The sequence below is a fragment of the Nocardia sp. NPDC052001 genome (genome assembly GCF_040680615.1).
Taxonomy (GTDB): Bacteria; Actinomycetota; Actinomycetes; order Mycobacteriales; family Mycobacteriaceae; genus Nocardia.
In genome coordinates, this window is record NZ_JBFAXC010000003.1 from 539,452 (window position 1) to 552,344 (window position 12,893).

Below are 12,893 nucleotides of genomic sequence, written 5' to 3' on the forward strand. Positions count from 1 at the left end.
GTGAGCGCAGCACGGCCCCCGCCCAATAGGGCGGGGGCCGTTTCGTTTCGGTTGGTCGCCCACCAGGGACTGGGCGGTCTTCTCCGTAACACGCCGGTCGGGTCAGCCGTTTAGGGCGTCGCATCGCTGATGATCTGTTCAGTACGTCTGCAAGCTCGGTTCTGCTCCAACGAGAGGGCTAGGTCGATGCGGGTTAGAGGCTTCAAACGGGTGGTGCTGGGCTTGGCCACCGCGCTGCTGCTGCCATTGGGCGTGACGGTGCTCGGAACTCCGCCCGCCACGGCGGCTTTCAACCCGGCGGCTTTCGACTTCTGGGTGGACTCTCCGGTGATGGGGCCGATCAAGACGCGGGTGCTGCGCGCCGCGGACGGCAATACCAATCGGGTGGTCTACGCGCTGGACGGTCAGCGCGCCACCGAGCTGTTGAACGGGTGGGAGAACGACACCAACGTTCCGGAGATCCTGGCGGCCTGGAATATCAATGTGGTGATGCCGGTCGGCGGTGAGTCCAGCTTCTACGCGGACTGGAATTCGCCGAGCTCGTTCTTCGGCATCCCGGCGGGCGCGGGATCCTCGGCGGCCAACACCGGTTCCGGTGCCACCGAGGCGCTGGGCGGCGGTCCGGGCAAGAGCTACCGGTACGACTGGGAGACCTTCCTGACCGATCAGCTGCGCTGGGCGCTGCGAGACCGGTTGGGGTTCAACCCCTATCGCAATGGCGTGTTCGGCCTGTCCATGGGCGGTTCGGCCGCACTGACGTTGGCGGCCTATCACCCGGACCAGTTCAGTTATGCCGGTTCGTATTCGGGCTATCTGAATATTTCCGCGCCGGGTATGCGCGAGCTGATTCGCGCCGCCATGATCGACGCGGGTGGCTACAACGTCGATTCGATGGCGCCGCCGTGGGGCGATCGCTGGCTGCGGATGGATCCGTTCGTTTTCGCGCCCACGCTGATCGCGAACAACACCAGGCTGTGGATCGCGGCGGGCAGTGGTACGCCGATGCCGCAGGATCTGGATATTCCGCTGGGCGCGGCCGCCGATCGACTGGTACGTGGTTCGCCGCTGGAGGCGTTGGCGCTGGCCAATACTCGCGCCTTCCAGATCCGGATGGATACGCTCGGCGCGCGAAATGTGGTGTATTCCTTCCCTCCCGCCGGTCTGCACGCGTGGACCAACTGGCAGGACGAGGCGTACCGCATGATTCCGGACATGTCGGCGAATATCGGGTAACCCTCACAAAAGGGTTGTAATACCAAGCCCCCTACCCAATCTGGGTGGGGGGCTTTTCGCATTTTTGCCTGAAGAGTCGATCTAGTCACAATTCGGTCTCCTGGCCGTTTTCGCATCGGTCCGCTCCGAATAACCGCATATAGAGGAGCGAACGCTTCTCCATTTCTGTTGTGGTCAACGGCGATCGCGGTGAAAGGCGAATCGATGAGGTCTGTTCGGACACTCGGCTCGGTCCAGGTTCGGCACGGCCGCACCTTCCTGCGCCGTTCGGTCGCCGGTCTTGCGATGGCGCTCGCACTGCCCTGGATGGTCGCCCTGGGCCCCGCGGCGGCCCCGGCGGCCGCGAGCTTCGATCCGGGCGGACAGGACTTCTGGGTCGACTCCAGCATGGGCCCGATCAAATCCCGCGTCTTCCGCGCGGCCGACGGCAATACCCAGCGCGTGGTGTACGCCCTGGACGGCCTGCGCGCCCGAAACGACCTGTCCGGCTGGGAGATCGACACCGAGGTCGAGCGGGTGCTGACCGCCTGGAATATCAATGTGGTGATGCCGATCGGCGGCCAGTCCAGCTTCTACTCGGACTGGATGGCGCCCAGCAATACCAACGGCCAGGCCACCGCCTACAACTGGGAAACCTTCCTCACCCGCGATCTGCGCTATGCGCTGCGCGACCGGCTCGGTTTCAATCCGAACGGGAACGGCGTATTCGGTCTGTCCATGGGTGGGAGTGCGGCGCTGGTGATGGCGGCCTATCATCCCGATCAGTTCCGCTATGCCGCTTCATATTCCGGATATCTGAATATTTCCGCGCCGGGTATGCGCGAGGCGCTGCGGCTGGCGCTGCTGGATGCGGGCGGCTTCAACATCGACTCCATGTGGGGACCGCCGTGGAGCGAATTGTGGCTTCGCAACGATCCTTTCGTGTTCGCACCGCAGCTGCGGGCCAATGGCACCCGATTGTGGATATCCACAGGTAACGGCCGGCCGAGTGCGCGCGATGCGGTGAACTCGCCACTGGATGCTTACAACCTGACGAATGCGGCGGGTCTGGAGACTGTCGCACTGGCGAATACCCGTGCGTTCCAAGCCCGTATGGACTCACTCGGTCCCAGCAATGCGGTGTTCGACTACACCCCCGAAGGTGTGCACAGCTGGAAGTACTGGGAGGACCAGGTCTACAAGATGCTGCCCGATCTGAGCGCGAACATCGGCTGACCGTAAGGATTTTCCTGTTGCCGCGACATCACTGATGATTCGCGATAAGGTCACCGCACGATTACGGTCTGGATTTAGCATCACCTTGCCAACCGTGTGGAAGGTCGAATACCCTCCAGCGAGCGCATGTAACCAGACCGTGGGAGCGCCTCACTCACTTCGGAGCGTCGGGATTCGTCGTGGGTGCTGATCGCTTATGCAGCAACGGTATTGCCCGTTCGCGCAGAGCGACTACAACTGAACCAACAGCAGTAGAGAAGGAGCAGTATCCATGCGTTTCGGCAGGTCTGCCATGCCGGGTGGAGTCCAGTCCAGACGTGGTGTTCAGCGTGGATGGGGAACACGACTTCTGGCTGCGAGCGCCGCGGCGCTGGCCATCCCGACCGCCGCAGCGGTCGCGGCCCCGACGATCGCCATGGCCGCTCCGATCGCGAGCCCGGTGCACCGCACCCCGGCCGGCGGTTACGAAGAGCTGATGGTCCCGTCCAGCATGGGCCCGGTCAAGGTGCAGGTGCAGTGGGCGAAGAACGGCGGCAACAAGGCGCTGTATCTGCTCGACGGCCTGCGCGCCCGCGATGACAAGAACGCCTGGTCGTTCGAGACGAACGCCCAGCAGCAATTCGAGAACGACGATGTCACCCTGGTGATGCCGGTCGGCGGTCAGTCCAGCTGGTACGCGGACTGGACTTCGGCGAGCAATACCAATGGTCAGAAGTACACTTACAAGTGGGAGACGTTCCTCACTAAAGAGCTCCCGGATTTCCTTGCCGGATACGGTGTTTCGCGTACGCAGAACGCCATTGTCGGGCTGTCGATGAGTGGTCCGGCCGCACTGCGCATGGCCGCCTACCACCGCGATATGTTCAAGCACGCCTCCTCGTTCTCCGGTCCGCTGAACTGGAACGCGCCGGGTATGCGTGAGGCCATTCGCGTCATGATGCTCGATGCCGGTCGCTTCAATGTGGATTCCATGGCCGCGCCGTGGAGCCCGGCGTGGCTGCGCATGGACCCGTCGGTGTTCGCGCCGCAGCTCAAGGGTCTGCCGATGTACATCTCGGCCTCCAGCGGTCTGCCCAGTGGCGCCGATGCGGCGTCGGGTGTGTTCAATACCGCCAATGCCATGGGCATCGAAGCCATTTCGATGGTCACCACCCGTTTGTTCCAGGGCCGGATGAATCAGCTGGGTATCGGTCAGAATGTGACCTACGACTACCCAGCGATCGGCGTGCACAACTGGAAGAACTGGGAAGCGGAGCTGTGGAAGGCTCGCCCGCAGATTCTCGCGGCGCTGAACTCCTGATTTCCGGTTTCCGGCAAATCTAGACATACAGGACCGGCCATCCCGACGGGGTGGCCGGTCCTTCGTGTATGGCGAAGTTCGGAAGCCGCAGGGGCGGAAGCGAACTAGTGTTGCACCTGTGGCAAGAGGTAGACGACGGAGACCCGGGTGGGGTGGGCTCGTGGCGCTTGCGGCGGCTACGACGGTTCTGATCGGGGGAGGGACTGCCACGGCGGATCCCGGTGCGGCGCAAGTATCGTCGATACCGGCTATTCGAAATGTGGTGTGGCTGACCGATAGACGGGTCGCCCTGTGGATCGATTCGCCATCGATGGGGACCCGGATCCAAGTGCAGCTGCTGCTGCCTAGAGAGTGGAATATCAAGCCGGACAGCAGATTCCCGGCACTTTTCCTGCTGGATGGTTTGCGTGCGGCCGATGACGAGAACGGCTGGACCAAAGATGCGGGGGCACAGGCTTTCTACGCCGACAAGAACGTCACGGTGGTGCTCCCGGTAGGCGGTCAGTCCAGCTTCTACACCGACTGGCGTAAGCCCGACAACGGCAAGTTCTACAGGTGGGAAACATTCCTCACCAAGGAATTACCGCCGCTGCTCGACCGGGAATGGCGCACCGGCAATGTGCGCGCCATCGCGGGCCTGTCCATGGGCGGCACCGCGGCCATGACGCTGGTCGGCCGCAATCCCGGCTTCGCGCGTTTCGCGGCCTCCTATTCCGGCGTGCTGACCACCACCACTCTCGGTATGCCGCAGGCGATTCGGTACTCCATGCATGATTCCGGCGGCTACGACTCCGATGCCATGTGGGGATCGATCAACGATGCGGAGTGGGGCACGCACGATCCGTACGCGCTGGCCGAACATCTCAAGGGCGTGAGCCTGTACGTCTCCAGCGGCAGCGGACTGGTGGGCGTCTACGACATCCCCGCCGGCATCCCGGGGGTGAGCACCAGTTTCACGGCGACAGCGCTGGAGATGCTGGCCCGGGTCTCCTCGCTGCAGTTCGTGGCCAAGCTGAACAAGCTGAGCATTCCGGTGCAGGTGAATTACCGTCCGTCCGGCACGCATTCGTGGCCGTACTGGGATTTCGAGATGCGGCAGTCCTGGCCGCAGGCGGCGTCCGCGCTGGGTGTGGAGGCCGCCAAACCGGGGTGCGCGTCGGCGGGCGCGATTCTGCCTGTGGCGCTGGCGAAATCATGGCTCGGTGAGTGCCTCACACCGGAGTTCGCGGTGGCGGGCGGTGCGGCGCAGGACTTCAAGGGCGGCCGGGTGTTCTGGTCGCAGGCGGGTGGGGCGCATCCGGTGGGCGGAATGATCGGCGGCGCGTACGAGGGAGCGGCGGGACCGACTGGGGCACTCGGATTTCCGATTAGCGACGAAAGTCCTATTTCGAATGGCGTGCGGCAGAATTTCCAGCACGGATTCATCGACTTTCGCGACGGAAAAGCCGAAATACACGCCAGCTGACCGAGATACCGGCCAGTTACCCCCTATGCACCGGTAAAGTGCTGCCCTGTCCGTGACGCCGGTCACGTTTGGTGTCGTTCCCCCTTTGCGGTTCAGGAGCACATTCTGATGGCAGTAACGGGTGCGTCATGCCCAGATTCGGTTCGGAAAACTGTTTCGTCCCAGCGCACCTCGGCTGCCGGGCGCGCGCACAATTGGCGTCGCCGGGTGCTGGCGACCGCCCTGGCGGTGACCGCCCTCCCGGGTGTCGCCGTGCTGCCCGGTATGTCGGGACTGCCCGGCATCGCCGGGACGGCGCAGGCCGCGCCCACCGGTCCGCTGCGCCAATCACCCGATGGCACAGTCGAACCCGCCGGTGAGACGGGCGGCACGCCCGCACCGGTGGCCGAGCCCGCCCCGCCCGCCCCGCCGCCGGGCGCACCCGGCGCACCCGCCGCCGAGCCCGCGCCCGAACCCCCGCCGCGCCCGCGCTTCGAGGAATTCATGGTGCCCTCCAGCATGGGCCCGGTGAAGGTGCAGGTGCAGTGGGCCAAGAACGGCGGCGACGCCGGGCTGTATCTGCTCGACGGCCTGCGCGCGCGAGATGACTTCAACGCCTGGACATTCGAGACCAACGCGCTGCAGCTGTTCGCCGACGACAACATCAACCTGGTGATGCCGGTCGGCGGCCAGTCCAGCTTCTACACCGATTGGCGTGCGCCCTCGAGCACCAACGGCCAGAAGTTCACCTACAAGTGGGAGACCTTCCTGACCGAGGAGCTGCCCGCGTTCCTGGAGCCGATGGGGGTGTCCCGCACCAAGAACGCGATCGCCGGACTCTCCATGGGCGGTTCCGCGGCGCTGGCGCTGGCGGCGTATCACCGCGATATGTTCAAGCACGCCTCCTCGTTCTCGGGCTACCTGAACATCTCCGCGCCGGGTATGCGCGAGGCCATCCGGCTCGCCATGCTCGATGCCGGTCGCTTCAATGTGGATTCGATGGCGTGGCCGTGGAGCCCGCAGTGGTTGCGGATGGATCCGTTCGTCTTCGCGCCGCAGCTGCGCGGTCTGCCCATGTACATCTCGGCGTCCTGGGGTGTGCTGGGCGCGCACGATGATCCGGAGAACGGCGCGTTCAACACCTTGAACGCGGTGGCGCTGGAGGCGCTCTCGATGTTGAACACGGTTTCGTTCATGTCCCGGATGAACGAGCTCGGCATCGGCGCGCACTACAGCCTGCCGACCAAGGGCACGCATTCGTGGGGCTATTGGCAAGACCAGTTGACCGGTGCGCGCCCGGACATTCTGGCGGCGCTGGGCGCGTAGTCGGGAACTCGTACCGGACGAGTCCAAAAAGAAACCGGTCGTTTGCTGTAGTGCCCTCGATTACCGCGCGTCCTACCGGACGGCGGACCTGATCGGGGGTACAACACTTGTGTGGTTGGAGTTGTCAGTGGGACGAAGCGGGCGCGCCGACGCTGGGCGGCATGCGCCGCCGCAGCCGTGTTTCCGCTGGCCGCAGGTATTTTCGGGGGTGCGGGCGGGATAACCGGCGCGGGCATCGCCGCCGCCGAACCCGACGCCGCCCCGAGCGTGCCCGCCACCGTGCAGAAAGCGGTGTGGCTGGGAGATCGCCGGGTGGCCCTCTGGGTCAATTCACCCGCCACCGGAGCACCCGTCGAGGTGCAATTGCTGCTGGCCCGCGACTGGCGCGCCAAACCCGACGCCAAATTCCCGGTCATGTACATGCTCGACGGCCTGCGCGCCACCGATGACGAGAACGGCTGGACCAAGGACGCCGGCGCCGCCGGATTCTTCGCCGACAAGAACGTCACCGTGGTGCTGCCCGTCGGCGGCCAGTCCAGCTTCTACACCGACTGGCTGCAACCCGATCAGGGCCGCAACTACAAGTGGGAGACGTTCCTGACCAAGGAACTCCCGCCGCTGCTGGAGAGCCAGTGGCACGCCACCAATGTGCGCGCGGTATCCGGACTTTCGATGGGCGGCTCGGCCGCCATGATGCTCGCGGCCCGCAATCCCGGCTGGGTCCGGCACGCCGCGTCGTACTCCGGCTTCCTCACCCTCACCACGCTCGGCATGCCGCAGATGGTCAATTTCGCCATGAAGGACGCGGGCGGATTCGATTCCGGCGCCATGTTCGGGCCGCCGTCCAGCCCGGAGTGGAAGGCGCACGACCCGTACGAGCTGGCCGATAAGCTCAAGGGCATCGGACTGTACGTCTCCAGCGGCAGCGGCACCGCGGGCGCCACCGATCCGCCCGGTGAACTGCCCGGGCTGACCACCAATTACGCGGGTATGGGCCTGGAAGTGCTGTCCCGCTTGAGCACTCAGAACTTCGTCGCGAAACTGAACAAACTGAATATCCCGGTGCAGGTGAGCTACCGCCCGTCCGGCACGCACACCTGGCCGTACTGGGATTTCGAGATGCGCCAGTCCTGGCCGCAGACCGCGGCCGCGCTCGGCGTCGACAGCAGTCTCAGCGATTGCAAGCCCGGCGGTGCCATCGGCGGGGCGCTGGCACTGAACAATTGGCTCGGCGACTGCCTCACCCCCGAGTACCCCGTCGGCAATGGCGGTGTGGCACAGGACTTCCGCAATGGCGTGATGTTCTACTCGCCCGCGACCGGCGCACAGCCGGTCGGCGGCGCGATCGCGGGCAGCTACTCCGGGCTCAACGGCGCGGCCAGCGGCCTCGGCTTCCCGACCGGCGGTGACGCGCCGCTGCCCGACGGTCGCGGCCGCTTCCAATCGTTCCAGGGCGGTTCCATCTACTGGACCCCGCAGACCGGCGCGCAGATGGTGCGCGGTGCGATCCTGGACGCCTGGGGCAAACAGGGTTTCGAGCGCGGACCGGCCGGATATCCGAACGGTCCGGAGATCGCCACCCCCAACAAGGACGGCGTGGTGCAGGGCTTCGAGAACGGCCCGATCTACTTCAGCCCCAAGACCGGAGCGCATATGGTGCAGGGCCTGATCCTGGGTCGCTACGCCCAAATCGGTTTCGAGAACAGTCCTTTCGGCTTCCCGATCAATGAGGAGCAGGGCCTGCGCGACCTCGGCCGCTTCGTTGCCTTCGAGGGCGGCAATATCTACTGGAGCCCGCTCTCCGGAGCCTGGGGGGTGCGCAAGGGACCGATCATGGACGCCTGGGCCGCACAGGGTTTCGAGAACGGCGGCCTCGGCTTCCCGATCGGCGATGAGGGCACCAACCCCAATGGCACTGTGCAGCAACCCTTCCAGGGCGGCACGGTGATGGTGCAGGACGGCCGCGCCCAAGCCTTCGGCCTGGACGGCAAACCGATCGGCGCCCCCGTCGGCGGCCCACCTCCCGCCCCGGCCCCGGCCCCCGCCACTCCCACACCGGCTCCCGCCGCCGCACCCGTACCGCCGACGGCCCCGGCGCAACCGGCGGCCCCGGCCGTCGAACCGGCGCTACCGGCGGAAATGTTCCCCTTGCCAATCCCGGCTCTCGGCCCCGAAGTGCGTCCGAACTAGCACCGGACCAGCCCGCAAGGGCTGCGGCCGTCCCGCTTCTGGACTGAGTGGAGCGGGGGAGCGAAGCGGAGGAGCGGAGGGAGGGAAGAAGTGGGACATCAGGGCCGCAGCCCCCGCCCGGAGCGCAGCGGAGGGCAATTGGACACTGAGAAGTGCATGAGGTTCGCAAAGGGTGCGGGGACGTGCGCCGAGGTTGCCGCTAGCCTGGGTGCGACCTTGTGCCCGCAGACAGATCAAGGAATCCATCACATGCATCGGACCCGTGGAAAGGTTTTCGGCGTAGTGCTCACTGTCGCCGCAGCCGGACTGCTTGCCGCCTGTGGCAACAATGATTCGACCGCGACGAGTACGCCCACGCTGGCTCCGACCACGACCAAGGCCGCGGCCGCCACCACCGCTCCCGGCGGCGCCGCACCCAGCGCTCAGCCCGCACCGCAGACCTCCGACGCCGCGCCCAGCGAGGTGCCGCAGGCCGAGCGTCCGCAGCCGGTGCCGAGCCAGTTCCTGACCACGCCCAGCGGCACCCCGGCGCTGACCGATCGCGACAAGACCTTCCTCGAGGAGCTCAAGAAGCGCGGAATCAACCCGGGCGCACCGGATATCGCGCTCACCGCGGGCAGCCTGGTCTGCCAGGGCACCGCCGAAGGCGCCACGCAGGATCAGATCATCACCTACGTGACCGCCATCGCCGGATCGGATCCGTCCTTCGACGAGTCGAAGATGTCGGTCGATCAGGCGGGCAAGATCTACTACGAAGTCGCCTCGAAGAGTTACTGCAACAAGTGACCATCCGACGCCGCTCCGGAAGCCGGTCGAAACCGGCGGGTTGCCTGCTGCTCATCGCCGCGATCGTGATCGTCATCATCGTGGTACTGCTGCTGTGGTACCTGCTGGCGGGCCGGCTCCGGCTGCCGGGACCGAAACCGCCCGGGCCGAAGGAGCCGACCTCGCAGTCGGCGGACTGCCCGGATGTGCTGATGCTGTCGGTCCCGGGCACCTGGGAATCCAGCAGTGCCGACGACCCGTACAACCCGGCCTCGAATCCGGCGTCGCTGATGCTCAATATCTCGAACCCGGTGCGGGAGAAGTTCCCGAACGATCGGCTCGAGGTCTACACCGTTCCGTACGTGGCGCAGTTCTCGAATCCGATCGCGCTGCCCCCGGACGGTCAGCAGTCCTACAACAACAGTCGTTCCGAGGGCATCACACGCGCGACCGACAAGCTGGCCGCCACCTACAAGGCGTGCCCGCTAACCACCTACGTCATCACCGGCTTCTCACAGGGCGCGGTGATCGCGGGTGATGTGGCCGCACAGATCGGCGCCGGCAAGGGGCCTATCCCGGAGAACAAGGTGCTGGGCGTGACGGTCATCGCCGACGGGCGGCGCGATCAGGGGCCGGGCCAGGCCACCGAGATCGGGCAGTCTCCCGCCGGTGTGGGCGCCGAGGTGGCGCTGCGCGGGCTCAATGTCCCGGGCATCACCATGACGGGACCGCGAGACGGTTTCGGCGCCTTGGCCAATCGCACCTTCACCATCTGCGCCCCCGGCGACATGATCTGTGATTCGCCCAAACAGGCGCTCAACCCGATGAACATCCTCAGCAGCGTCGGCACCCTGGTGAAGGCCGCGGGCAATCCGGTGCACAGTCTCTACAACGGATTCGTGGTGGATGACAACGGCACCACGGCCACCCAGTGGACCGTGAACTGGGCAGATGGCCTGATTGAGAACGCGCCGCATCCCGCCCACTCCTGAAGTTCCGACCGACCCCCCAGTTTCAGGGTCACGCTGTAAAGTGCTGCGAGTCGTGTTACCGGTGAGTCCGGTAAGCGGTTCGGTCCGGACAGCCAGGAGCAGGTGTTGATGACAGCAGTGGGGTTCGGCGCACCCGTGCCGTCCCTCGCCCGGGCGACCCGGGTGCGGCAATTCACATCCCACCCCTCGGGGCGGGGGGTGGCGCACCCAAACCATCGCATTCGCGCCGGTGATCCCGTATGTGCGAGTCGAGTGAGCTGGGATATGTTTAGCCGCTCCGGAGCATGGCAGGGTGGCTCCTCTGTAACATGACCCTGGTTTGAGTACATCTAGCCAATAGACGGTCACCGCGCAGACCGCAACGGAATTCTGCAGGTCGGCTCTCGAGAGAGCTCCCCGCGGGCGAAAAGTCGGGGCCCCACAAGGCAACAGCGGCATCGTCGCCGCCCATGTCGCGTGTGCCTCGGAGGAGAAGAAGGAATGGACGAGACTTTCGACGATTACCTCGACGAAACGGGGAACATCACGATTCCCGAGGGGCGCACCCTCGTCGACTACGTCGAGAAGCACACCCACGGGAACGACGCCGATGATCTGGCTTACCGGTACATCGACTATTCACGCGAGCGCGACGGTGTGTATCAGGATCTGACCTGGAGTCAGTTCGGCGTTCGGCTGCGCGCGGTGGCTGCACGTCTGCAACAGGTGACCAAGCGTGGTGATCGTGTCGCGATCCTGGCCCCCCAGGGCCTCGATTACGTCATCTCCTTCTTCGCTGCCATCTACGCGGGCACCATCTCGGTACCGCTGTTCGATCCGGACGAGCCGGGCCACACCGACCGCCTGCACGCGGTGCTCGGTGACTGCACGCCCTCGGCGATCCTCACGGCCAGCTCCTCCGCCGCCGGGGTCCGCCAGTTCTTCCGTGGTCTGCCCGCCGCGCAGCGGCCCCGCATCATCGCGGTCGACGCGATTCCCGACAGTGTCGGAGAGTCGTGGATCCGGCCCGATATCGCGGTCGACGATATCGCGTATCTGCAGTACACCTCGGGTTCGACACGCGTCCCGGCGGGTGTCGAGATCACCCACCGCGGTGTCGGCACCAATGTGCTGCAGATGGTGAACGCGCTGGACCTGAACTGGAATTCACGCGGCGTCACCTGGCTGCCGCTGTACCACGACATGGGTCTGCTGACGGTGATCCTGCCCGCCGTGGGCGGTAAGTACATCACCATCATGTCGCCGTCCGCGTTCGTGCGGCGGCCCTCGCGCTGGATCCAGGAACTGGCCGCGGTCTCCGACGGCGCCGGAACCTTCGCCGCCGCACCGAACTTCGCGTTCGAGCACGCCGCCGCGCGTGCCGTGCCGAAGAACGGTGAATCACTTGATCTTTCGAATGTGATCGGCCTGATCAACGGCTCCGAGCCGGTGACCACCGGATCCATGAAGAAGTTCAACGAGGCGTTCGCCCCGTTCGGCCTGCCCAAGACCGCCATCAAGCCCTGCTACGGCATGGCCGAGGCGACCCTGTTCGTATCGGCCACCCGGCACGAGGACGAGGCCAAGGTCATCTACGTCGATCGCACCGAGCTCAATGCCGGTCGCATCGTGAAGGTGGAGCACGGTACGCCGAACTCCATCGCCCAGGTGTCCTGCGGTTATGTCGCACTCTCGCAGTGGGGCGCGATCGTCGATCCCGAATCGGTCGATTCGCCCGAGGGCGCGACCGAGCTGCCCGAGGGCCGGGTCGGTGAGATCTGGTTGCACGGCAACAATGTCGGCATCGGCTACTGGGGTCGCGCCGAGGAGACCCAGAAGACCTTCCGGAACCGGATCGTCAACCGGGTCGCCGAGGGTTCGCACGCCGAAGGTGTTCCGGCCGACGGCAATTGGCTGCGCACCGGCGACTACGGCGTCTACGTGGACGGCGAGCTGTACATCACCGGCCGCGTCAAGGACCTGGTCATCGTGGACGGCCGCAACCACTACCCGCAGGATCTGGAGTACTCCGCGGGGGAGGCGTCCAGCGCGCTGCGTGCCGGTTTCATCGCCGCGTTCTCGGTCCCGGCCAATCAGCTGCCCGCCGAAGTCTTTGCCGCGGACAGTCATTCGGGCTTGGCCTTCGACGCGGACAACGGTTCCGAACAGCTGGTCATCGTGGCCGAGCGTGGTCCGGGCGCCGGTAAGGCCGATCCAGGTCCGATCGCGGACGCGGTGCGCGGTGCGATCTCCGCTCGTCACGGAGTGACCGCGCGCGACATTCTGCTGGTACCCGCGGGCTCGATTCCCCGTACCTCCAGTGGCAAGATCGCGCGTGCCGCATGCAAGGCCGCGTACATCGAAGGCACGCTGCGTGGTGGTTACACGCAGCAGGCCTTCCCCGATGCTCCTGACGAGGAGTGAGGCCGAGCATCTAACGTGGAGTGGC

The 12,893-nt window shown here is 65.6% G+C and carries 8 protein-coding genes and 1 pseudogene; all 9 read left to right on the top strand.

Going from position 1 to position 12,893, the window contains the following annotated elements:
* Positions 1-186 precede the first annotated feature (186 nt).
* The 9 genes and pseudogenes from AB0L82_RS17900 to fadD32 all read left to right on the top strand — a co-directional run bounded on the left by AB0L82_RS17900 (position 187) and on the right by fadD32 (position 12,868).
* Entirely contained in the window at positions 187-1,233 is a 1,047-nt protein-coding gene (locus AB0L82_RS17900; protein WP_364637117.1) for an alpha/beta hydrolase family protein, read from the top strand.
* A gap of 204 nt (positions 1,234-1,437) precedes the next feature.
* On the top strand, positions 1,438-2,448 hold the full coding sequence (locus AB0L82_RS17905) for an alpha/beta hydrolase family protein (RefSeq protein ID WP_364637119.1): 1,011 nt from the start codon (positions 1,438-1,440) through the stop codon (positions 2,446-2,448).
* A 292-nt stretch (positions 2,449-2,740) separates the two neighbouring features.
* Positions 2,741-3,748, top strand: coding sequence for an alpha/beta hydrolase family protein (locus AB0L82_RS17910; protein ID WP_364637962.1), 1,008 nt, complete (start codon positions 2,741-2,743; stop codon positions 3,746-3,748).
* A 190-nt stretch (positions 3,749-3,938) separates the two neighbouring features.
* Positions 3,939-5,126, top strand: a pseudogene (locus AB0L82_RS17915) (alpha/beta hydrolase-fold protein); the annotation flags it as partial.
* 294 nt (positions 5,127-5,420) lie between these two features.
* Entirely contained in the window at positions 5,421-6,518 is a 1,098-nt protein-coding gene (locus tag AB0L82_RS17920) for an alpha/beta hydrolase family protein (protein ID WP_364637121.1), read from the top strand.
* Positions 6,519-6,629: 111 nt separating this feature from the next.
* Positions 6,630-8,708: an alpha/beta hydrolase-fold protein gene (locus AB0L82_RS17925; protein ID WP_364637123.1), complete on the top strand. Its 2,079-nt coding sequence runs from the start codon at positions 6,630-6,632 to the stop codon at positions 8,706-8,708.
* A gap of 249 nt (positions 8,709-8,957) precedes the next feature.
* On the top strand, positions 8,958-9,494 hold the full coding sequence (locus AB0L82_RS17930) for a DUF732 domain-containing protein (protein ID WP_364637125.1): 537 nt from the start codon (positions 8,958-8,960) through the stop codon (positions 9,492-9,494).
* Positions 9,491-10,465, top strand: a complete 975-nt coding sequence (locus tag AB0L82_RS17935) for a cutinase family protein (RefSeq protein ID WP_364637127.1) — start codon at positions 9,491-9,493, stop codon at positions 10,463-10,465. The genes AB0L82_RS17930 and AB0L82_RS17935 overlap by 4 nt, the downstream gene beginning before the upstream one ends.
* Before the next feature lie 480 nt (positions 10,466-10,945).
* Positions 10,946-12,868, top strand: a complete 1,923-nt coding sequence (gene fadD32 / locus AB0L82_RS17940) for a long-chain-fatty-acid--AMP ligase FadD32 (RefSeq protein ID WP_364637129.1) — start codon at positions 10,946-10,948, stop codon at positions 12,866-12,868.
* Positions 12,869-12,893: the final 25 nt, after the last annotated feature.